Annotated in this window: 26 protein-coding genes and 5 tRNA genes; 29 read left to right on the top strand and 2 right to left on the bottom strand. The window is 39.1% G+C overall.

The features are described 5' to 3' along the window. Positions 1 to 6: 6 nt before the first annotated feature. The 19 genes from rpsK (at position 7) to GVV20_RS00810 (ending at position 13,477) form a co-directional block, all read left to right on the top strand. Positions 7 to 396 carry a 30S ribosomal protein S11 gene (rpsK, locus tag GVV20_RS00900; protein WP_159635260.1) on the top strand — a complete coding sequence of 130 codons (390 nt, stop codon included), beginning with the start codon at positions 7 to 9 and terminating at the stop codon, positions 394 to 396. A 39-nt stretch (positions 397 to 435) separates the two neighbouring features. Continuing rightward, on the top strand, positions 436 to 1,395 hold the full coding sequence (locus GVV20_RS00895) for a DNA-directed RNA polymerase subunit alpha (protein WP_159635257.1): 960 nt from the start codon (positions 436 to 438) through the stop codon (positions 1,393 to 1,395). A gap of 11 nt (positions 1,396 to 1,406) precedes the next feature. After that, positions 1,407 to 1,769 (top strand): 50S ribosomal protein L17, encoded by a 363-nt coding sequence (gene rplQ, locus GVV20_RS00890; protein WP_159635254.1) that lies wholly within the window; start codon positions 1,407 to 1,409, stop codon positions 1,767 to 1,769. A 196-nt stretch (positions 1,770 to 1,965) separates the two neighbouring features. Beyond that, positions 1,966 to 3,246, top strand: coding sequence for a PTS sugar transporter subunit IIC (locus tag GVV20_RS00885; protein WP_159635251.1), 1,281 nt, complete (start codon positions 1,966 to 1,968; stop codon positions 3,244 to 3,246). Between the two features lie 64 nt (positions 3,247 to 3,310). Further along, on the top strand, positions 3,311 to 3,625 hold the full coding sequence (locus GVV20_RS00880; protein WP_159635248.1) for a hypothetical protein: 315 nt from the start codon (positions 3,311 to 3,313) through the stop codon (positions 3,623 to 3,625). Positions 3,626 to 3,716: 91 nt separating this feature from the next. Next, positions 3,717 to 4,805 carry a DUF871 domain-containing protein gene (locus GVV20_RS00875; RefSeq protein WP_159741708.1) on the top strand — a complete coding sequence of 363 codons (1,089 nt, stop codon included), beginning with the start codon at positions 3,717 to 3,719 and terminating at the stop codon, positions 4,803 to 4,805. Further along, positions 4,802 to 5,668, top strand: coding sequence for an N-acetylglucosamine kinase (locus tag GVV20_RS00870; protein ID WP_159812686.1), 867 nt, complete (start codon positions 4,802 to 4,804; stop codon positions 5,666 to 5,668). Before GVV20_RS00875 ends, GVV20_RS00870 begins: the two co-directional genes overlap by 4 nt. Before the next feature lie 54 nt (positions 5,669 to 5,722). Next, positions 5,723 to 6,541: an HAD family hydrolase gene (locus GVV20_RS00865; protein ID WP_159741571.1), complete on the top strand. Its 819-nt coding sequence runs from the start codon at positions 5,723 to 5,725 to the stop codon at positions 6,539 to 6,541. Positions 6,542 to 6,623: 82 nt separating this feature from the next. Further along, the gene (locus GVV20_RS00860; RefSeq protein WP_159635239.1) at positions 6,624 to 6,806 is read left to right on the top strand and encodes a hypothetical protein; all 183 of its coding nucleotides are present in this window, start codon (positions 6,624 to 6,626) and stop codon (positions 6,804 to 6,806) included. A gap of 114 nt (positions 6,807 to 6,920) precedes the next feature. Further along, a complete protein-coding gene (gene pepT / locus GVV20_RS00855) occupies positions 6,921 to 8,147 on the top strand; it encodes a peptidase T (RefSeq protein ID WP_159741570.1) in 1,227 nt (408 codons plus the stop codon). Positions 8,148 to 8,162: 15 nt separating this feature from the next. Beyond that, positions 8,163 to 8,975: an energy-coupling factor transporter ATPase gene (locus GVV20_RS00850; protein ID WP_159741569.1), complete on the top strand. Its 813-nt coding sequence runs from the start codon at positions 8,163 to 8,165 to the stop codon at positions 8,973 to 8,975. After that, the gene (locus tag GVV20_RS00845) at positions 8,966 to 9,817 is read left to right on the top strand and encodes an energy-coupling factor transporter ATPase (RefSeq protein ID WP_159741568.1); all 852 of its coding nucleotides are present in this window, start codon (positions 8,966 to 8,968) and stop codon (positions 9,815 to 9,817) included. Before GVV20_RS00850 ends, GVV20_RS00845 begins: the two co-directional genes overlap by 10 nt. Continuing rightward, positions 9,810 to 10,607 (top strand): energy-coupling factor transporter transmembrane component T family protein, encoded by a 798-nt coding sequence (locus tag GVV20_RS00840; protein WP_159741567.1) that lies wholly within the window; start codon positions 9,810 to 9,812, stop codon positions 10,605 to 10,607. The genes GVV20_RS00845 and GVV20_RS00840 overlap by 8 nt, the downstream gene beginning before the upstream one ends. Next, positions 10,607 to 11,344, top strand: a complete 738-nt coding sequence (truA, locus tag GVV20_RS00835) for a tRNA pseudouridine(38-40) synthase TruA (protein ID WP_159741566.1) — start codon at positions 10,607 to 10,609, stop codon at positions 11,342 to 11,344. Before GVV20_RS00840 ends, truA begins: the two co-directional genes overlap by 1 nt. A 100-nt stretch (positions 11,345 to 11,444) precedes the next feature. Then, positions 11,445 to 11,882: a 50S ribosomal protein L13 gene (rplM, locus tag GVV20_RS00830; protein WP_159741744.1), complete on the top strand. Its 438-nt coding sequence runs from the start codon at positions 11,445 to 11,447 to the stop codon at positions 11,880 to 11,882. Positions 11,883 to 11,891: 9 nt separating this feature from the next. Beyond that, positions 11,892 to 12,293 carry a 30S ribosomal protein S9 gene (gene rpsI, locus GVV20_RS00825; protein WP_159635218.1) on the top strand — a complete coding sequence of 134 codons (402 nt, stop codon included), beginning with the start codon at positions 11,892 to 11,894 and terminating at the stop codon, positions 12,291 to 12,293. Positions 12,294 to 12,478: 185 nt separating this feature from the next. Next, positions 12,479 to 13,132, top strand: a complete 654-nt coding sequence (locus tag GVV20_RS10615) for a CatB-related O-acetyltransferase (RefSeq protein WP_159741561.1) — start codon at positions 12,479 to 12,481, stop codon at positions 13,130 to 13,132. A 166-nt stretch (positions 13,133 to 13,298) separates the two neighbouring features. After that, positions 13,299 to 13,375: transfer RNA gene (locus tag GVV20_RS00815), tRNA-Ile, on the top strand. 26 nt (positions 13,376 to 13,401) lie between these two features. Next, positions 13,402 to 13,477: transfer RNA gene (locus GVV20_RS00810), tRNA-Ala, on the top strand. A 131-nt stretch (positions 13,478 to 13,608) separates the two neighbouring features. Here the strand turns inward: GVV20_RS00810 and GVV20_RS00805 are convergent. Then, a complete protein-coding gene (locus GVV20_RS00805; protein ID WP_159641097.1) occupies positions 13,609 to 13,890 on the bottom strand; it encodes a rhodanese-like domain-containing protein in 282 nt (93 codons plus the stop codon). Positions 13,891 to 13,899: 9 nt separating this feature from the next. Continuing rightward, complete coding sequence (locus tag GVV20_RS00800) at positions 13,900 to 14,169, bottom strand: rhodanese-like domain-containing protein (protein ID WP_159741562.1); 270 nt, start codon at positions 14,167 to 14,169, stop codon at positions 13,900 to 13,902. A 295-nt stretch (positions 14,170 to 14,464) separates the two neighbouring features. Here GVV20_RS00800 and GVV20_RS00795 point away from each other — a divergent pair. The 10 genes from GVV20_RS00795 (at position 14,465) to GVV20_RS00750 (ending at position 22,775) form a co-directional block, all read left to right on the top strand. Next, a tRNA-Ile gene (locus GVV20_RS00795) sits at positions 14,465 to 14,541 on the top strand. Between the two features lie 23 nt (positions 14,542 to 14,564). Next, positions 14,565 to 14,640, top strand: a tRNA-Ala gene (locus GVV20_RS00790). 41 nt (positions 14,641 to 14,681) lie between these two features. After that, positions 14,682 to 14,757: transfer RNA gene (locus GVV20_RS00785), tRNA-Ala, on the top strand. Positions 14,758 to 14,981: 224 nt separating this feature from the next. Further along, positions 14,982 to 15,818, top strand: coding sequence for an alpha/beta fold hydrolase (locus GVV20_RS00780; protein WP_159741563.1), 837 nt, complete (start codon positions 14,982 to 14,984; stop codon positions 15,816 to 15,818). A 202-nt stretch (positions 15,819 to 16,020) separates the two neighbouring features. Then, complete coding sequence (gene pdhA / locus GVV20_RS00775; RefSeq protein ID WP_159741564.1) at positions 16,021 to 17,130, top strand: pyruvate dehydrogenase (acetyl-transferring) E1 component subunit alpha; 1,110 nt, start codon at positions 16,021 to 16,023, stop codon at positions 17,128 to 17,130. Next, positions 17,130 to 18,110, top strand: coding sequence for an alpha-ketoacid dehydrogenase subunit beta (locus GVV20_RS00770; protein ID WP_159741565.1), 981 nt, complete (start codon positions 17,130 to 17,132; stop codon positions 18,108 to 18,110). Before pdhA ends, GVV20_RS00770 begins: the two co-directional genes overlap by 1 nt. 8 nt (positions 18,111 to 18,118) lie before the next feature. Next, entirely contained in the window at positions 18,119 to 19,396 is a 1,278-nt protein-coding gene (locus tag GVV20_RS00765) for a dihydrolipoamide acetyltransferase family protein (RefSeq protein ID WP_159812688.1), read from the top strand. Positions 19,397 to 19,402: 6 nt separating this feature from the next. Further along, entirely contained in the window at positions 19,403 to 20,809 is a 1,407-nt protein-coding gene (gene lpdA / locus GVV20_RS00760) for a dihydrolipoyl dehydrogenase (RefSeq protein WP_159741600.1), read from the top strand. Positions 20,810 to 20,818: 9 nt separating this feature from the next. Further along, the gene (locus tag GVV20_RS00755) at positions 20,819 to 21,874 is read left to right on the top strand and encodes a PTS sugar transporter subunit IIC (protein WP_159635192.1); all 1,056 of its coding nucleotides are present in this window, start codon (positions 20,819 to 20,821) and stop codon (positions 21,872 to 21,874) included. Between the two features lies 1 nt (position 21,875). Then, positions 21,876 to 22,775: a phosphate acyltransferase gene (locus tag GVV20_RS00750; protein WP_236261762.1), complete on the top strand. Its 900-nt coding sequence runs from the start codon at positions 21,876 to 21,878 to the stop codon at positions 22,773 to 22,775.

Genomic DNA, 22,775 nt, shown 5'->3' with positions numbered 1-22,775 from the left:
ATCATAATGGCAAAGCAAAAAGTTACACGTAAACGCCGTGTCCGCAAGAATATAGCTCGCGGAGTTGCACATATCCATTCGACATTTAACAACACAATCGTTACAATTTCGGATGAACAAGGAAATGTTCTCGCTTGGTCAAGTGCTGGGGCTCTTGGATTTAAGGGTTCACGTAAGTCAACACCATATGCAGCTCAAATGGCTTCAGAAGCAGCAGCAAGAGCGGCAGTTGATCATGGAATGAAAACTGTAGAAGTAAGTGTTAAAGGACCTGGTCCTGGACGTGAGTCAGCAGTTCGTGCATTACAAGTTGCTGGTCTTGAGATTAGCGTAATTAACGACGTTACTCCAGTTCCACATAACGGATGCCGTCCACCAAAACGTCCACGTGGATAAAATTTTTAAACTAGTAAAAAAACCAGGAGGTATTCATAGATGAACAAGTTTGAACGTGCGAAATTTGAAGTTAAAGAATTCGATGAAACAGCAAATTACGGTAAGTTTGTAATCGAGCCTCTCGAAAGAGGGTTCGGAAATACAATCGGAAATGCCTTAAGACGCGTACTTCTTTCATCACTACCAGGCGCAGCAGTTTATTCAATTAAAATTGAAGGTGTTTACCATGAGTTCACATCAATTGCTGGAGTCGGAGAAGATGTAACTGGTATTGTTTTAAATGTAAAAGACCTTGTAATTAATATTGCAGATGATGAAGTATATACACTTCGTATATCACAAAAAGGTCCAAAGGTTGTAACCGCAGCTGACATTGAATGCCCAACAAATGTGGAAATCTTGAATAAAGATCACATTATCGCTACATTAGCTGAAGGTGCTGTTTTAGAAATGGAACTGAAAGCTCGTAATGGTCGTGGTTATGTTAGTTCCGATGAGAACAAACTAATCTATCAAAACGCATCCCAAGGGATTGGCACGATTTTCACAGATTCTATTTATACTCCAATCGAAAGAGTTAAATATCTTGTCGAGCCAACACGCGTTGGTCAAGATTCAAAGTATGATCGTTTAATTATGGAAATTTGGACAAATGGAGCAGTACAACCTCAGGTTGCACTTTCATTAGGTTCAAAAATCTTAATGGATCACTTGGAACAAATCGTAGCAATCAAAGATTCAGTTTACGAAAGTGAGTCAGTAATTCGCCCTGATGTATCAGGTGTAGAAAACCCTATGTCCACAATGATGATCGAAGATCTCGATCTATCAGTACGTTCATATAACTGCCTCAAACGTGCAGGAATCCAAACTGTTGAAGAGTTAACACTCAAATCAGAGGATGAAATGATGCGTATCCGTAACCTGGGTAAAAAGTCATTAAAAGAAGTTAAAGACAAACTCCATGATCTTGGACTAGGCTTTAAATCATTTGAATAGGAGGATATAGAATGAGAAACCGTAAATTAGGTCGTGACGCCGCTCATCGTAAAGCGTTACTTCGTAACCTTTCAACAAGTTTAATCGTCTCAGGACGTATTGAAACAACAGAAATGAAAGCTAAAGAACTTCGTTCAGTAGCTGACAAACTCGTAACACTTGCAAAACGTGGTGATCTTCACGCACGTCGTCAAGCAGCTCGTATCGTATTTAACGTTGTAGCAGACGAGAAAACAGGCCAAACAGCTTTACAAAAACTCTTTGATGAAATCGGACCAAAATATGCTGATCGTCAAGGTGGATACACACGCGTAATCAAAACTGAAATGCGTCGTGGTGATGCTGCTCCAATGGCAATCATCGAATTCGTTTAATATTCGATTCAAAAGCTATCTTCGGATAGCTTTTTCTTTACTCGAGTTGATTATTTCCGATTAAAAATGACAAGAAATGGCTTATGGGTAATAATATTTCATCCGAATGTGTGAATGAGTGAAATATCGTTGACATCGCTTACATAAATGAGTAAACTAATACTGTTGATACATGCATGTATCGAGAGGAGAGAATATGGAAGCTTTAACAAATTTCATGGACCAAAAACTTGGTGGTCCAATGACGAAACTTGCAAACCAGAGACATTTGCGAGCAATTCGTGACGGAATGGTTGCTACATTGCCAATCATCATCGTCGGTTCGTTCTTCTTAATTATTGGAGGAAACTTACCTTTCCCTGCAGACTGGGGAATTCAAATTTTCTTGAAAGAAAATGCTGCAAACATCGTATTGCCTTACCGTTTATCAATGGGAATCATGGCATTATATGCAACATTTGGTATTGGCTTCAGCTTAGCTGAGTCATATGACTTAGACGGATTGTCAGGTGGTATCTTAGGTACACTTGCATTCTTACTAACTTTCACACCTGTAAACGTTCCTGCAACTTTAAATGCTGGAATCGCTGGCTGGGTATTACCAATGGCAAACCTTGGTGGTGGAGGAATGTTCGTAGCAATCCTTACATCAATGTTAGCAGTTGAAATCTTCAGATTTACAGACCGTTCAGGAATTAAAATTTCAATGCCAGAACAAGTGCCCCCATCAGTTGCACGTTCATTTGAAGCTTTATTCCCAACAACAATCGTATTAATCCTTTTCGGATCAATTACTTACTGGTTAGGCTTTAACTGGCATACATTTATTGCTCAATTAGTATCACCACTTATCTCAGCAGCTGACAGCTACGCTTCAGTAATGATTCAAACATTCTTGAACTCATTCTTCTGGGTATTTGGTATCCACGGTGCATCAATCGTCGGAAACATCGCACGTCCAATCTGGGTTGTATTGTTAGAAAACAACCAAATCGCTTTAGAAGCAGGGCAAGCATTACCAGCTATTGCTGCTGAGCCTTTCTTCCAATGGTTCATCTACATCGGTGGATCAGGAGCAACAATCGGACTTGCATTATCAATGCTTATTGTTGGTAAATCAGCATTCTCAAAATCATTAGGAAAAACAGTATTCGTTCCTGCTTTATTCAACATCAACGAACCATTAATGTTCGGTACACCTGTTGTTATGAACCCTGTTTTAATGATTCCATTTGTCGTAACACCACTTGTACTTGGTACAATTGCATGGTTCGCAACAAAATGGGGATTTGTAAACCAAGTAACACAAATTGCTCCATGGACATTGCCTGGACCAATCGGTGCTTACATGGCTACAGGATTTGATTGGAGAGCAGCCGTACTTAGCGTCGTTCTAATTATCATTGCTACTCTAATGTACTTACCATTCTACAAAATCTATGACAACTCATTGGTTGCTGAAGAACAAGGTAAATAATAAATACAATAAATGCTTAAAAGGTCTTGCATTGAGCAAGACCTTTTAATTAGAAGGAGTCAATATGGCAAGAAGAAAAGCAGAAAAGAAGACAAGTTCCATAACACGTTTTTCATTCAAAAGTTCATTTATAGTGATGTTTGGAATCTTAGCATCAACATTAGGGTTTCCCTTGTTGCTCGATGCATTCGGATTGCAACTAAACTTTCTCCGCGTAATCGTAATTGGAGTTACTTCAGGTGGTGTCATCGCATACTGCTTGTATTTTGTTGATTCCAACAAAGGAATGCAAAAAGGATTTTGGATTGTTTTTGGACTTATTGCAATACTATCAATGTTTATATCCTACTATTGGATATTCAATATTTACCCAATCTAGTCAACCACAAGAATGTTGCAAGTCTGCAGATTTGACAACATTATAATGTTTGGTTAAACTAAGATTGTAGGTACAAATAAAAGGAGTTTTTATGAGAAAATTAGGAATATCGATTTATCCAGATAAATCAACAGTTGAAGAAATGAAAGACTATATTGTTAAAGCAGCAGATGCAGGGTTCTCACGTATCTTCTCATGCTTACTTTCTGTCGAAAAGCCACAAGAAGAAATCAAAGCAGAATTTATTGAAATCAATAATTTTGCACGTGATCATGGGTTTGAAATCATTGTTGACGTTAGTCCTAAAGTTTTCGCTGACTTAGGAATTAGCTATGATGATTTAACTTTCTTCCATGAAATAGGTGCTGATGGCGTTCGCCTCGATGCAGGATTTGGTGGTCATCAAGAATCAATGATGACATTCAATGAATTTGATCTCAAAATTGAAATCAATATGAGTAACGATACGCATTACATCGATACAATTATGGATTACCAACCAAATCAATATAACTTGATTGCATGCCATAACTTCTATCCACACCCTTACTCAGGATTGAATGAAGAACAATTTGTAAATACAACAAAACGTTTTACAAAATATGGCTTACGTACGGCTGCATTCGTTGCAAGTCAAAGTCCTGAAGCTTACGGACCATGGCCTGTAGACTACGGTTTGGTAACACTCGAGTCACATCGTAATTTACCACTTCACGTCCAAATGAAAGACTATGTTGCACGTAATGTTTTAGATGACATTATTATCTCAAACTTTGTTCCTTCAGATGCAGAAATGGCTGAAGTGAAAAAAGTAAACCTTACAAAATTAAACTTACAAGTTGAACTTGTTAATGATATTCCTGAGCTCATGAAAAAAATCGTCCTTGAAGAACCACATTTCAACCGTGGGGATGTCAATGACTATCTACTCCGTTCAACAATGTCACGTGTTAAATACAAAGGGCAAGGCTTCCCAGTCTTCAATGCTCCTGAGATGATTAAACGTGGAGACATCGTAATCGAGAGTGATAATTTTGGACACTATGCAGGTGAATTGAATATTGCGAAACGTGATATGGTTAATACAGGCCGTTCAAACGTTGTCGGTCATGTTGTTGAAGAAGAAGTATTCTTACTCGACAAGATTAAACCATGGCAAAAATTCGAGTTTACACTATGAAACAATACCTCGGTATTGATGCAGGGGGAACGCATACGCGTTTCCTCATCTTTGATGATAAAGGTGTAAACATTGACCGAATTGATCGTGATAGTATCCACTTTATGCGGGTGGGCTTTGATGGTATTAAAAAGGTACTTGAAGAAGTTCGTTTAGAGTTTGAAAAACGAGGTTATGATTTTGAATCGATGGGTGTAGCAATTGGTACTGCTGGTTATGGAGAGGATCAGCAAGTACGCAAAGGAATTGAAGATGCAATATGGGGTGTTTTCCCTAAAGCAGTTATCATGAACGATGCAAAATTTGCGATGGCATCAGCACTATCCATGAATGATGGTGTTTACCTAATTTCTGGAACAGGTTCAATTGCATTCCGCAAACAGGATTGTAACTATGATCGTCGCGGAGGGTTCGGATACCTATTGGCTGATGAAGGAAGTGCTTTTTGGATTGGTAAGCGCATCCTTGAAGTATTTACAAAAGAAGCTGATGGACGTTTACCACGAACGGATTTATATACAGCAATTATGCATCATTTTGAATTGACGGAAGCGTATGACCTCATCAGCATCGCAAACAATCATCAAAGTGATTATAGAACATGGGTTGCTCAATTCAGTAAGATTGCAGGAAATGTTCAAAGTGTTCATGCTGATAATGTTTACGAACGTGCAGGACAAGAACTAGCCGATCTCGCAAATAACTTCGAATTAAATGGTAAAACAAAGATTGCATTCGGCGGTGGCGTTTTATTGAACAATAAACATGTCTACAATGCAGTCGTGAAGAACTTATCCCCTGATTTTGAAGTTGTTACCAGTGATCATCCAGTGGAATATGCAGCATATTTATTATTCCAGTAAAAACTTGTCATAAGGCAAGTTTTTTTATATAGTTAGTAGTATACGAGGTACTCAATGAAACCAAAAATTATTGCGTTTGACATCGATGGTACAACCATCAATAACTATCGAAAAGTAGATCAATCAACATTGAAAGCCCTGATTGATCTTTCAAAGCGTGGTTACATACTTGTGCCTACAACTGGACGCTCTTTAGACGGGATTCCGAAACCGATTCGTGATTTAAATATTTGCGATTATGCAATAAGTTCAAACGGTGCTCGGATTACAAATTTACGTACAATGGAAGATATTGATTCGGATTTAATGTCCACTGAACTTGCAATCAAAATTGTGGAAATTGTAAAACCTTATCGTGTGTGGACATCGTTACATATCAATGGTGAATGTTATGATCAATCCTGGTTTCAAAAAATGGGACGAAAAATCCTTTTTCATAATGATTTCAAATCGCATCCAACAGTTCGTGATTTGGCGACTTTCATCAAGGACAATAATTACGAAGTCGAAAAAATTCAAATATTTACCTTGTCACACCGAAAATTAGAACGGGTCTTATCAGAGTTAGAACCGCTCAAATGCATTTCTTATCCAATGTCCGCTAATCGTTATTATGAAATAACACAAGAAGGTGCAAACAAAGGACGCTCACTCCAAATCCTATGCGAACATTTGGGTCTGAGCATGGATGATGTATTTGCGATCGGAGATGACTCGAATGATATCGCGATGTTAAAAATCGCAGGGATTTCCGTGGCAATGGGAAATGCACACCAAGCCGTTCGTGATGCTGCTCAATTTCAAACAGAAAAAAATACGGAGCATGGATTCGCACATGCAATCTATAAATATGTCATATCAGAAGACCGTTAGATTCAAAGAGTTCGTGATATCTTCACTTTCTAAACAAGTATGAGTATGATACACTAATAATAGAAGAAAGGCAGGAGATTCAATGAAAAAATTCTTACCACTCGTAATTATCGGTAGTGCAGTTGGTGCTGCAGCATACTATCTAAACGCAAATAATAAAAAGCATGTCGAGAAGACAATTGATGCTTTAGATGCAATCAGTCAAGAGGCAGAAAACGCAGTCTTAGATCTTGCCAATGAAGTTGTAGAAGAACCAACAGAATAGCATTATCAATTAATCCACTGAATAGTGGATTTTTTTATGAGGTTACCCTATCACTCTGTAACATTTCCGTTATCAAATATGGTAAAATAACAACAGACTAGCGAGGTAGAGACTATGAAAGATACTTTAATTGAACGCTTAGTACGTTATACTAAAATAAACACTCGATCAGATAGTGGATCTATGACAACCCCTTCAACCCAAATACAATTTGATTTGGCGAAAATGCTTTATCAAGAATGTATTGCGATTGGTTTAGAAAAAGTTAAAATCGATGATAATGCTATTGTGACTGCTTTGTTGCCTTCAAATGTGGATAGAGATGTTCGTACTGTAGGTTTCATTTCTCATATGGATACAGCTGATTTTAACTCGGAAAATGTACAGCCACGAATCATCGAAAATTACGATGGTCGCGATATTGTCTTGAATGAAGCATTAAATATTGTAACGAAAGTTGATGTGTTCCCGAATTTAAAAAAATATGTTGGAAAGACACTGGTTGTTACTGATGGGACGACACTTCTTGGTGCTGACAATAAAGCAGGAATTGCTGAAATTATGACGGCCATGGAATACTTAGTACAACACCCAGAAGTAGAGCATGGTGATGTCCGAATCGCATTTACGATTGATGAGGAAATTGGCACTGGTGCTGATGCTTTCGATGTCGAAGGATTTGAAGCAGATTTTGCATACACTGTAGATGGTGGCGGATTGGGTGAAATGGAATATGAAACTTTTAATGCTGCGGAATCACTTGTAACCATTAAGGGAGTCAGTGTTCATCCTGGGTCCGCCAAAGATACCATGATTAACGCGGGTGTTGTAGCGATGGAATTCTTTAATCAACTCCCGCCACTAGAACGTCCAGAGCATACTGAAGATTATGAAGGTTTCTTTATGATGTCAGATATGGAATCGACTGTTGAAGATGCGAAGATGATATTTATTATCCGTGATCATGATGATAGTAAATTTGAAGCACGTATGGACCTTATGGATACCATTGCAGCGAATCTTAATGCTAAATATGGCGCGGGTACAGTAATGGTAGAAACAGAAGAAACATACTATAATATGCGTAATATCATTGAAAAAGATATGAGTATTGTTGAACTAGCAAAAGAAGCAATGCTTGCTTGTGATATTGAACCTATCATTGCACCTGTACGTGGAGGGACTGACGGTTCAAGACTTTCTTACATGGGGTTACCGACACCTAATATCTTTACAGGTGGTGAGAATTTCCACGGAAAACATGAATTTGCCGTTGTTGAAACGATGGAAAAAGCAACTGAGGTTATTATTGCAATATCAAAATTAAATGCAATTCAATAGTTTGGAGTGAGTAATTTGAAACAATTAACAGTAAGTAATTTAAAATTCTCCTATAACAAAAAAGTCAATGCTGTCGATGGCATTGATTTTGAGGTTAACAAAGGAGATTATGTAACAATTATTGGCCATAATGGAAGTGGAAAATCTACTGTTGCGAAACTCATCATCGGTTTACTTGAAGCTGATGAAGGGAAAATCCAAATCGATGACATGATCCTTACACATGATAATGTTTATGACGTCCGCGAAAAAATCGCAATTGTATTCCAAAATCCAGATAATCAATTTATCGGATCCACGGTCCGTGATGATATCGCATTTGGGCTAGAAAATCGTACAGTAGAACCTGCACTTATGGATGGTGTTATTGAAACATTTGCAGGTCGTGTCGGAATGCTCGATTATTTAGGTCATGAGCCGACCAAACTGTCAGGTGGACAAAAACAACGAGTAGCAATCGCAGGGGCTCTTGCGATGAGTCCAGAACTTTTGGTTTTGGATGAAGCAACGAGTATGTTAGACCCCAAAGGCCGTAAAGAAGTAAATGATTTGGTGCATGAATTACACCACAAAAATAAAATGACAATCTTATCCATCACGCATGACATTGAAGAAGTATTGATGTCCGATTATGTCATTGTTATGAGCGGTGGGTCAATTGCAATGCAAGGAACACCAGAGAGTATCTTGAACCAAGCCGAAACGCTTGTAAAGTTACAATTAGATATTCCTTTCAGTGTTAAGTTTTATAATGCACTGAAGGTCCAGGGAATTGAACTGGAAGAGATGTATGATGTAGAAAGGATGATTGAGGAATTATGGCAATAACATTTAAAAATGTTGGTTTTGAGTATGCTCCGAAATCGCCTTTTGCATATGTAGCTTTGCGTGATATTAATGCCACAATCAACCCAGGTGTGGTTACCGCAATTATTGGTGCTACGGGTAGTGGGAAATCGACGCTTGTCCAACACCTAAACGGTTTGTTGCGCCCTACAGCAGGCGAAGTTCAAATTCTTGACCATATACATGTCGCGAATGAAAAGCCCTCTAAATTGAAAGCATTGCGTTCTAAAGTTGGATTGGTTTTTCAGTTTCCAGAAATGCAATTGTTCGAAGAAACAATTTATCAAGATGTTGCATTTGGTCCTAAGAACTTTGGGTTCAGTGACGAGACAATTAAAACAAATGTAGAACGTGCGCTCCGTTTAGTCGGAATTGATGAAGCGTTATGGCAACAATCTCCCTTTGACCTTTCTGGCGGTCAAAAACGACGTGTCGCAATTGCAGGTGTTTTGGCAACAGACCCAGAAATTATCGTACTAGACGAACCAACTGCTGGTCTTGATCCGCAAGGAAGTCGTGATATGATGCAATTGTTTATGACACTCAATAAAGACTATAACAAGACAGTTATCATGGTAACTCATGATATGGATCATGTACTAAACTACGCAGACGAAGTCCTTGTTCTAAAAGATGGTCAGGTGTTCTTTAGCGGAACAACTCAGAACTTCTTTGAAGATACCAGTCGTTTGGATAGTTTAGAATTTGTTGTCCCAAAAGTCTTACAACTGAAAGCATCTTTGAAACAAAGAGGCATCGATACAGGAACAGAACTCGACCTTGCTATCATTGCGCAAATGGTTAAGGAGGGACGTCATGAATAATATTGCATTAGGACGTTACGTTCCGCTCGATTCAAAAATCCATAAAATGGATCCGCGTTTTAAAATGGTGGCAATGATTATCTTGATGATTGCTATCTTTAATGTCAATAATGCTGCCGGAAGTATCTTTATGTTTGTTATTTTAGGTGCAGCAATTCTTGCGTCGAAACTCACATTCAAATTTATTTTAAAATCGATGAAACCGATGATGTTTATGTTGATTTTCTTATTCATTCTAAATATGTTTGCAATCCGAGAAGGCTATGTTCTTGTTTCGATTTTTGGATGGAATATTTACAGCGGTGCTATTTTTTCAACATTGTTCATCGTTAGCCGTTTAATACAGATGATCATGGTAACAACACTTTTGACAGCAACAACTCAGCCATTAGAATTGACACTTGGAATAGAGGATTTACTAAGTCCTTTACGTCGCATTAAAGTTCCCGCGCACGAGATAGCAATGATGATCTCAATTGTGCTTCGCTATATACCAACTTTAATTGAAGACACACAACGGATTATGAATGCGCAAGCAAGCCGTGGTGTAGATTTAGATGAAGGGTCGCTAAAAGAAAAAATAGCCGGAATCGTTTCGATGATCAGTCCTCTATTCATGATGAGTTATATGCGTGCGGAAGATTTAGCAGATGCGATGGAAGCACGTGGATATTACCCAGGAAAAACACGAACACGTTATAAACAACTTGAAGTAAAAGCAAGCGATTGGATGTTTATTGTTCTATCAGTTGCTATCCTCATAGCAACAATTATGATTGGACGTATCTAATGCGCTACAAAGTGACGGTTGCTTATGATGGGTCCGCCTTCTCAGGATGGCAAAAACAGCCATCGAAAGATAGTGTACAAGACGATATTGAAGGAGCACTAAAAAGGCTCCATCGTAAATCAGTACCAATTCATGGATCGGGTCGAACTGATACACAGGTTCATGCATTGGCTCAAGTCTTTCATTTTGATTCGGATATAAACATGCCAATTACAAATTGGATTAAGGCACTTAACACGCAAACCTCAGATGCAATTAATATTCTCAAAGTGGAAAGTGTTGATGATACATTTCATGCTCGCCATGATGCAATTGCAAAGACGTACGTTTACCGAATTAATGTCGGGCCGTACAATGTCTTTGAACGAAACTATGTTTACCAGTTCAATAACCCGCTTAACCTTTCAAAAATTGAAGAAGCAATGGAATATATTGTGGGCGAGCATGATTTTACAAGTTTCAATAGTTCACCACTTGACTTGTTTCCCAATCAAATTCGTACAGTTCATAGTTTTGATATGACTGTTTCGGATGATATTCTTGAATTTCGGATTACGGGAACTGGATTTTTAAGATATATGGTACGTATGATCATCGCATCGATGGTCATGGTCGGATCTGAAAAAATAAGTCCTGATACGGTCAAAATGTACCGAGATGCTAAGGACAAAGATATTGCAAAACACAATGTGCCTGGGTGTGGTCTTTATTTAGAAAAAGTCACGTACAATTCCTAATTAGTTTCTTGACTTTTATTGCCAAAGAACATATAATTTATATCGGCACTTTATGCCAATAGTAGCCCCGGAAACTACTTTTGGTTTAGGAGGAAATTTTATGCGTCAAACAACTATGACGAAACCAGCAGATGTTATGCGCCAATGGTATGTTGTTGATGGAACTGACAAGACTCTAGGACGTCTTGCAAGTGAAGTTGCAACAGTATTACGTGGAAAGCACAAACCAACTTACACACCTAACGTAGACGGTGGAGATTACGTAATCGTTATCAATGCAGACAAAATTAAAGTCAGCGGAGATCAAGAATTCAAAAAATTCTACTACAATCACTCACACTACCCTGGTGGAATGCGTACACGTTCAACACGTGTAATGCGTGAAGCATACACAGTAGAATGGGTCGAAAGAGCTATTCACGGTATGTTACCACACACAAGCTTGGGCGATGTTCAACGTAAACATTTATTTGTTTACAAAGGTGAAAACCACCCACATGCAGCTCAACAACCAGTGGAAATGGTAATCAAGGGATAGGAGAAGAGTATGACAACAAAAAACAAAGTAACTTACTTAGGTACAGGTCGTCGTAAGACATCCGTTGCTCGTGTCTATTTGACTCCAGGAACTGGTGTTATTACAATTAACCACAAACCTATTGAAGCGCATTTGCCTTCAGAATTATTACAAATGACAGTTCGTTCACCTTTTGAAGTGACATCAACTGTTGACCAATTTGACGTTAATGTTAACGTTAAAGGTGGAGGACTTACAGGTCAAGCCGGAGCAATCCGTCACGGAATTACTCGTGCTTTAATCGAAGCATCAGCAGATTACCGTCCTGCCCTCAAAGCAGCTGGATTCGTTACACGTGACCCACGTGCTAAAGAACGTAAAAAACCAGGTCTTCGCGGCGCTCGTCGTGCACCACAATTCTCAAAACGTTAATACTATTAACTTTAGAGACTATCAAGACTTCCTTTGGGAAGTCTTTTTATTTGACATGACGTAAAATTATGGCATAATGTTTAAACAAATGAGGTGATGAGTTGGTTCAAAAACTAAAACAGCTCAGAAATGTCGCAGTGGTCGTGCTCTCTTCTAAGTAAAATCGATAGAAGAGAGGTATTATCATGAAAATAGATTATCGACATTGGTCGGAGCCAAGATACTTAAAAGATATAATTACAAATCCCCTAATTGAGGTCGGAGAATATTCGTATTATTCAGGCTATTATGGGTCTGATGATTTTGAAGATGGATGTGTTCGCTTTTTATGGGGAGATGCATTTTCAAGGACTTTGTTTAACCCAATTGAATCAAATCAGTGGGAACTGGATCAATTAATAATTGGAAACTATGTCTGCATTGCTAGTGAGGTTGTAATTCTTATGGGAGGAAACAATAACCATAATACAGAATGGATTTCACTCTATCCATTTGCGGAAACGATTCAAGCATCGTATTCACCGAAAGGTAATACAATAATTGGGCATGACTCATGGATCGGGATGGGAGCAACAATTATGCCTGGCGTAACGATCGGGAATGGTGCTATTATCGCATCTGGAGCGGTTGTAACGCGTGATGTGGCGGATTATGAAGTTGTGGGCGGTAATCCTGCGAAAAGGCTTAAAATGCGCTTCAGTGAGTCGGAGATTTCGATGTTAAATGAGATTGCTTGGTATACGTGGTCTCATGATATTATTGTCTCGGCATTGCCTTACATTTCAAGTGGTGATGTAGACGCATTGTATCAATTTGCACAGAGTCATAATTTAATATAAATAAGAGGCGTTCATCAGATGATGACGCCTTTCTTACAGTTATAATAGTGTAAATTTAGATGGTGTCTTATGGGATATCTTAAATACTTGAGATATTATGAAATAAAGTTCAATTCCGGTTGACACCCCTAAATGCGAGTGGTATATTATTAAGGCAGTCAGAAATGGGCCTGTAGCTCAGTTGGTTAGAGCGCACCCCTGATAAGGGTGAGGTCGCTGGTTCGAATCCATTCAGGCCCACCATTTCTTTAAATAATAACAAAATATATGGGGCTTTAGCTCAGCTGGGAGAGCGCCTGCCTTGCACGCAGGAGGTCAGCGGTTCGATCCCGCTAAGCTCCACCATAAAATATTAAATCAACTTTCTACTTTAGAAAGTTTTTTTTATTCAACTTGATAAGTATAATAACAAAGTTGTTTGACGGAATAACTAATTCTGGGACAGGCCTATAAAAAACACCCTAAATGGATGTTTTCTATCCGCGATATGCAGACATGCCGCCTAACATATTGACGACTTTATACCCTTGCTGCGCTAAGAATTGTGCCGCAGTGTAGGAGCGAGACCCGCTTTGGCAAACAATGTGATAAGTTTTACTCTTATCCAGCAATCCTAAATTGTAAGGAATCGTCTGAAGTGGAATATTGAGTGCATTTGGTATTGAACCCATAGCAAACTCAATAGGTTCGCGAACATCAATAACGTGATGTTCCTGTTGATTATATTTGAACTCATTGATGAGTATAGTTTGAAACATAATTATCTCCTATCGTATGTGCATCATGCCGCCGCGAATATTAATGGCATCAATATTGCGTTGGCGTAATGACTTCACAGCGCGTTTACTCCTTGCGCCGCTTGCACAGATTACATAGACTGTTTTTGAACTATGAAACCCATCAAGCTGACTCAAAGGTACATTTTTTGTCCGTGGTAGTTTATGTTGTTGGTACTCATGTCGTTCGCGAACGTCTATAATGACTGCATTTGCAGGTAATTCGTGATAAGCGACTGATGGAACTTTATTGAAAAACATTGATTGCCTCCTTGATTTCATAAATACAATATACCCTATGGGGTATATTTGGTAAAGTAATATGCTCATAAAAAGAGCTCGATTACAACAATTTAAGAGATTTAGTACCTCGTATAAAAAGTAACGTACACCGCGGTTTGTGGTGGCTTAGAATCGACCAGAGCGTGCTAAATTTGTAGGTTTTTCAGAGAGGAATTCAATTGGAAAATAAAGTTCTCTTTTTTTGACTGATATTGTTCAAATTTTGTTGACACTTACAGGCCATAATGGTATATTAATTAAGCAGTCGAGATATGGGCCTGTAGCTCAGTTGGTTAGAGCGCACCCCTGATAAGGGTGAGGTCGCTGGTTCGAATCCATTCAGGCCCACCATTTCTAATGATTGCTAAATATTTGGGGCTTTAGCTCAGCTGGGAGAGCGCCTGCCTTGCACGCAGGAGGTCAGCGGTTCGATCCCGCTAAGCTCCACCAAATTTACAATTGAATGGTTACAGTATCTGTAACCAAATTATGGGGCTTTAGCTCAGCTGGGAGAGCGCCTGCCTTGCACGCAGGAGGTCAGCGGTTCGATCCCGCTAAGCTCCACCATAAATTGTAAATCACAGACCATCGTAAGATGGTTTTTTTTGACGTTATATTCTTTTTTGGATATAATATCTCCTTAAGGAGTTGATACTATGTATTTCGGTATAGATAAGCGTGTAAAAGCGTATAGCTACTCAATTTTTGATAATTGATTGAAGTAGCGTGAATAATTTACTTCTTTCAATTTTAAACGACACAATTTATTTAAAACTAAAAGGAGAAAAGCAATGAATAAATTATCAATTAACCGAGATGGTTACACACTAAATATTAATGATATGAGAAAGGATACAGATACTCCGATATTTGTAATCGGTAGTTCGGTATATTACCCCAAACTTTTTGCAGACTCAATTTTTGATTCGACAAACTTTGTCTTTGCAGACCACAGAGGGTTTTCAAAATCTGTAGATGATGGAGCGCCCTATAATCTTGATGCAATTGTTGAAGATATTGAGGCAATGCGTATAATACTTGGAATCGACACGATGCATGTGTTGGGTCACTCTGGACACGGATTCATGGCTATGGCCTATGCGAAAGCCTATCCTGATCATGTAGCGACACTAATACTGTCAAACTTAGCACCAACTAATACCGCAGAAAGACAGCAAGGTAGCATTCAATACTTTGAAGACATGGCATCAGTAGAACGTAAAGCAATGTTTTATCGAGCATGGGAAGCCTTCCAAGAGTCGGTTCAAGGTAATGAATCGGACCGTTTCTCATTGATGAATATAGCGATGCAAGCGCACAGTTTCTATGATTATACATTTGATGGTGCATACTTGTGGGATGATGTTGTGAATAACATGCCTGCTTTAGATCATTTGTGGGGCGAAGCATTTGCTACGTTCGATACGGAATCATTTCTAACAAAGTATCAAAAAACGGTCTTGCTTCTCTTGTCACCATATGACTATTTAGTTGCACCAACAAGTTTATGGAAAGACATAGTCTTTGATAATGCAAACATAATCTATGGACAGTTTCAAGCAAGTGGCCATAACCCAATGCTAGAAGAACCAATCCAATATAAAAAATACCTTGATTTAATACTGTAATCATGAAGCTGAGGAACATTCGTTCTTCAGCTTTTTTATCGACTTATAAATTTATTTTATAGGTTAAAATAATTTCTATTGGTCATGAAAGGGCATACAAACTATAATTTGGATAGAAGTTGTTAGCGCTTACAATTCTAAGTTTCAGGAAGTCAGAAGTTTATTGCTGTCATTTTTAAATGCGAAAAAGAGAGGAAATCGTATGTCTAAAAAAAGTAAAGTATTAGATTTTAAAGAGATTCTAGAAGAATCAAACAAACTTCCAGATTTATTTCAAATCATGGACGAAACTGGAAAAATTGTGAATGAGGCTTATATGCCAGAACTCACTGATGAGCAACTTGTTGAAATGATGGAAATCATGGTGTGGGGTCGAGAATACAATAATCGAGTCAGTATTCTCAGTCGCCAAGGAATTATTGGTAATCTTCCGCCAACAGAAGGCCAGGAAGCAAGTCAGTTGATTAGTCAATATGTCTTAGAAAAAGGTGATTGGCTATTACCAAGCTATCGAGATGTTCCACCAATGATTCGTCATGGTGTTCCAATGTCTCAAGCAATGAACTGGTATATTGGTCATACTAATGGCTTCTCCTATGACAAAGAAATTAAATCATTCCCACCACAAGTTATCATTGGGGCTCAAATTGTCCAAGCAACAGGTGTTGGTTTAGGGTTGAAAAAAAATAATAAGAAAAATGTCGCCCTAACCTACATTGGTGACGGGGGTACATCGCAAGGTGACTTTTATGAAGGTCTAAACTTTGCTGGTGTTTATGATGCGCCGGTCATCTTCGTAGCACAGAATAATGGATTTGGAATTTCGGTTCCACGTAGTTTCCAAACACGCTCCGCAACATTATCACAAAAAGGTCATGGCGTCGGAATTGCACACTTATTTGTGGATGGTATGGACCCTCTTGCGGTATATGCTGCAACAAAAGCGGCTCGTGATCATGCAGTGAATGGTCATGGTCCAGTACTGCTCGAATTCTTAACATTCCGATATGGGCCGCATACTTTAAGTGATGATCCACGTCGTTATCGTGAAAATGAAATGGTCGAGCGCTGGTTGCCAAAAGATCAACTTATTAGAATGCGTAATTTCTTAACGGAACGCGGCCTTTGGAATGAAGAAAAAGAGGAAGCTGTTCTAGAAAAAACGCAAGCAGAAGTTAAGGAAGCACTTGAAATCGCACGTAAAGCAGAGAAACAAACAGTCTCAGGTTACCTGAAAAATATGTTTGAAGTCATGCCGCCTTCTGTAAAAGAACAATACGAAGCATTCAAAATTAAGGAGGAGCAAGAATAATGGCACAACTCAATATGGTTGAAGCAATCACAAATGCATTGGATGAAATTTTAAAAGAAGACGAGAAAACACTTATATTTGGTGAAGATGTTGGATTAAATGGTGGCGTTTTCCGCGCTACTAATGGATTACAACAAATTCATACAGATAGCCGAGTCTTTGATACACCGCTTGCAGAATCTGCAATTTTAGGACTTGCTATTGGATTGGCCGCAGTGGGTTTCCGTCCAATTCCTGAAATTCAATTCTTTGGGTTTGTAACAGAAGCCATTGACTCACTTACAAATCAAATGGCACGTATGCGTTTTAGAACAGAAGGAAACATCACGGCTCCAATTACGATCCGCAGTCCCTTCGGTGGGGGTGTCGCAACTCCTGAAATTCACTCTGATAGTTATGAGGGTATCGTGGCTCAAATGCCGGGAATACGTGTTGTCGTCCCAACGAACGCCTATGATGCAAAAGGTTTACTCGTTTCTTCAATTCGTAGCAATGATCCAGTTGTTTTCTTAGAACATTTAAAACTCTACCGTGGTGCAAAAATGGAGGTTCCAGAAGGGCTCTATGAAGTGCCATTAGATAAAGCTGCGGTTACAAAAGAGGGTACAGATGTAACTGTTATTGCTTACGGTGCAATGGTAATTGAAGCACTTAAAGCTGCAGAAGCACTCGTTGATGAAGGCATTAGTGTTGAAGTGATCGATTTGCGAACTGTATCACATCCAGATTATGAAACAATCGGAGCTTCCGTTGGTAAAACAGGCCGAGTCGTTGTAGTTCAAGAGGCACAACGTCAGGCGGGTATTTCCGCGAATGTCGTATCAGAAATTAATGAGCGATTCTTCTTGGATTTACTTGCGCCTGTTACACGAGTCTCTGCACCGGATACAACTTATCCATTGCCTGCAGCTGAAACGATTTGGCTACCAAATGCAAAGGATATTATGGATGCAGTAAAAACTGTTAAGGAAGGATACTAGGTGATTGTATGAAATTTCAATATAGACTTCCCGATCTTGGAGAAGGAATTACAGAAAGTGAAATTGTAAGCTGGGGTGTTAAAAATGGCGATACAATTAAGCAAGACGATCTACTGCTTGAAGTTGCGAATGATAAAACGACTATAGAAGTACCATCACCAGTAACTGGTTTGGTTAAATCAATTTTTATTGATGATGGAAACATTGCGACAGTCGGTCAAGTATTAGTAGAAATTGATGTTGACGATGCATGGGCCGCAAAAACAGGTTTCAAAATTGAAGGTGAAGCGCATGTAGAAACTGAACCAGAAGTTTCAGTGGCTGAGGTTCAGACAGCAGTTGTTGCACCAAAAGAAGGTGTAGTCTTAGCTAAGGCGAAAGCAATTCCATCGGTTAGAAAATATGCGCGTGAAAAGGGTGTAGATATTAACGGAATCCCCGCTACAGGTAGAAATAATACTGTGACGCGTGAGGATATTGATTTATTCCTAAATGGTGCACCTGTAGTGGCTTCGGTCGTTGAATCTTCAGCACCTGTTGCACCTGTATTTGAACCTGAAATAACTGTGGATAGCGGTGGTTACCGTCGCGAAACTATGTCACCAATGCGTAAAGCAACGATGCAAGCGATGGTTCGTTCAGCAAATGAAATTCCGCGTGTCACAGTTTTTGCAGACTTGAATGCCACAAAATTAGTGGAACATCGTGAGAACTACAAAGCATATGCAAAAGAAAAGGGTGTTAATTTAACCTATACAGCTTATTTTGTAAAAGCAGCGACAGCGATGTTAAAAAAATATCCAATATTCAATGCGTTTGTAGATGAGAAAAACTTTGAAATTGTATATCGAAATGCAATCAACATTGGTGTAGCAACCAATACGGATGGTGGTTTATATGTACCAAACATCAAACATGCAGATTCGAAAAACTTATTTGAAATTTCCGAGGAAATCCAAAAAAATGCAGAACTTGCTACTGAAGGAAAATTACCGGGATCAAGTATGCGTGATGGCTCATTTACAATTACGAATATCGGCGGGGTTTCAAAAGATTCCGTTTACTCAACACCGATTATTAATTACCCAGAGGTTGCAATTTTGGGAACATCCCGTATTACGTATGAACCGGTCGTAAATGCGGATCGTGAACTTGAAGTAGCACCAGTTATGAAACTTTCATTCACATTTGATCATCGTGTCATTGACGGTGTCGAAGCACAGAAAGCACTAGACGAATTAAAATCACTCTTAGCTGATCCAAATAAAATCGTCTTAGAAGGGTAGGGTTATATGGTAGTAGGAGATTTTAGTAAACACGCTCAAACCCTTGTTATTGGAGGAGGTCCTGGTGGTTATGTGGCTGCGATACGCGCAGCCCAGCTGGGACAAAAGGTTACTTTAATTGAAAAAGATACTTTAGGTGGAGTTTGTCTCAATGTAGGGTGTATTCCATCAAAAGCGATGATTCATGTGAGTAAAGAATTCCGAGCTACACAAGAAAAAAATGAGTTTGGATTAACTTATGGTCCATCAACGCTAGATATGGTTCAGACACAACAATGGAAAAAGACTCAAGTTGTGGATGTACTAACTGGTGGAATTGCCGCACTCATGAAAAAAAATAAAATTTCTGTTGTATATGGTGAAGCGATGTTCATTGGCAACGAAAAAGTACGCGTGGTGGGTGGAAGTGAAGGTCAAACATTCTCTTTCGACAATGCAATTATTGCCACTGGAAGCCGACCAATCGAAATACCAGGATTTAAATTTGGTAATCGCATTTTAGATTCAACCGGAGCCCTTAACCTCAAAGAAGTACCACAATCAATGGTTATCGTTGGTGGTGGATACATTGGAAGTGAGCTCGCAGGTGTGTACGCGAATCTCGGAACGAAGGTCACAATACTAGAAGGAACGTCAACAATTTTGCCGACATTTAGTAAAGATCTTGTCAAAGAGGTGATTCGAAATTTTGAGCACAAAGGTGTTGAAATTCTGACAAATGTCAAAGCTACAAAAGCTGTATCTGAACCTGATCTTGTAACGGTGTCATTCGAAACCAATGGCAAACAAGAATCGATATCCGCTGATTACGTCTTGGTAACAGTAGGCCGAAGCGTTAACACCGATGAAATCGGTTTGGAATATACAGATGTTAAAAAAGATCAACGTGGAATAATTGAGGTTGATACCCAAGGTAGAACATCTGTCGATCATATTTATGCTATCGGTGATGTGATTCCTGGTCCTCAGCTTGCACATAAAGCAAGTTATGAAGGAAAAGTTGTTGCTGAAGTAATTGCTGGACAAGCAGCGGGATTTGACTATACTGCGATTCCAGCAGTGAGTTTTACAGATCCAGAAATTGCGGTCGTAGGTCATACCGTCGATTCAGCAAAAAAATCAGGATTTAAAGCAAAAGGATTTACATTCCCGCTTCAGGCGAATGGTCGTGCACTTTCAATGGGAAAAACACAAGGATTTGTTCGAATTACTGTAGATACTGAGACTTCATCAATTCTTGGTGCCGAGCTTGTTGGGGAACAAGCAAGTGAGTTAATTGCTGAGTTAACAATGGCAATAGAAACGCAACTGACTCTTGATGATATTAGCCTAATCATTCATGTTCACCCTTCTTTATCTGAATCAATTATGGATGCGAGTGAACTTGCGAAAGGACTTCCAATACACATATAGGAGAAAAATATGACAAAAAAACCAATTTTTGAAAAAGGATTTGGGATGAAAATATTGAATGGTATCGCTGTCGGGTCCGTTGTTGTATTAATACCTGGAGCGTTACTTAATGAGCTATTCAAAGCCCTTCTGCCAATCTTTCCACAAGGACAATTTGTCTTAGATGCAACATCCTTAGCGATGACGATGATGGCGGTGGTTATTGGATACGCAATATCTATGCAGTTTAAATTTACACCGATTGAAACGGCTTCTGTTGCTATGGCAGCAGGTCTAGGGTCAGGAGCATGGAAATTTGCGGAAGGGGGCGGTTTCCTCTTTGCAGGAAGTGGAGATATCATAAACATTTCCATTACCGCAACTATTGCGACGATCATGATTTTATACATAAATGGTCGGTTTAAAGCATATACGCTACTTTTAACACCAACACTTGTGTTGATTATTGCGGGTGGAATTGGTGTCTTGACGTTACCTTATGTCAAAATGTTCACCGGTGGATTGGCATCGATGATTGGATCATTAATGGATTTCCAACCAATTATTATGTCGCTACTCATGGCATCAATCTTTGCAGTGATGATTGTTTCGCCAATTTCAACGGTCGGTATAGCACTTGCTATCAACTTAACGGGAATTGGGTCGGCAGCTGCTAATATTGGAATCTGTGCAACTGCTTTTGGACTGGCAATCACAGGCTGGAAAGCAAACTCAACAGGTATCAGTATTGCACTTATGGCCGGTTCGCCGAAAATGGCAATGGCTAACGTTATCAAAAAACCAAAAATTATGTTGCCAATTGTCTGTAATGCTGCAATTGCAGGGATGATTGGAGCGATTCTTGGTCAACAAGGAACGCCGATGTCAGCAGGCTTTGGAATTAGTGGATTTATCGGACCAATCAATGCTATTAATCTTGCAGGTGGTTGGACATTCATCAATATTCTTCAAGCAATCATTGCATTCATTGTTGTTCCGGTCGCGCTTGCTTTCATTTTCCGCTATGTCTTTACAACAATGAAACCAATTGTTTCGCCAGAGGATTACAAAATCGAGGTGCAATAATATGATTAAAAACTTTGTCGAACTCGAAACGCTCCTAATTCGAAATAAAATAAAACCGCGCAAACTTGTGCTTGTGAATGCTCATGAGGAAGCATCACTATTATCAGTTGTTGAAATTATGAAACGAGGCTATATTAAGCCAACGTTAATTGGTGATGAACCTCAAATATTGGAAATACTTGAAGCTCATAAAATACGCGATGTCCTCAAAATTATACATGCAGATACTGATAAAGAAGCAGCTTTTAAAGCCGTTGAATGCGTTCGCGACGGGGATGCAGATATTTTAATGAAAGGCTTTATTCAGACAAGTGATCTCTTGCGTGAAGTGGTGAATCGTGATACTGGCATTCGTAATCAGCCGGTTCTATCACATGTTGCTTTGGTTGAGATTCCATATTTGGAACGTATGTTTATGATTACTGATGGCGGAATGATCCCTTATCCAAATTATGAACAAAAAATAGGTATTATTGAAAATGCTGTGCACGTTGCACATGCTTTGGGGGTTGAAGTACCGAAAGTTGCACTCATTGATGCGGCTGAACACACCAATCCACACATACAAGCCTCACTCGACTCGGAGAATCTTTCACAAAAAACTTGGAAGGATGCAACTGTCGAAGGCCCGATTTCGATCGATTTGGCAGTATCTGCTACCATCGCTAACACAAAGAAATACACGGGTAAAATTCAAGGCGATGCAAATATTCTCGTAGTTCCAGATATCATTAGCGGAAATATACTGGGAAAGGTTGGAACGCTATTTACAGAAGGGAAAATGGCAGGAATCGTTCAAGGTGCGAAAGTACCGATTGTTCTTACCTCAAGGGGTTCGACATTAGATGAAAAAATAAATTCCATTTTGCTCTCGTGCTTTATTGGAAATGAGGAATCCTAA

It is taken from the genome of Erysipelothrix aquatica, assembly GCF_009828775.2.
Taxonomy (GTDB): Bacteria; Bacillota_I; Bacilli_A; order Erysipelotrichales; family Erysipelotrichaceae; genus Erysipelothrix; species Erysipelothrix aquatica.
This window is presented reverse-complemented; position numbering and strand designations above follow the sequence as displayed.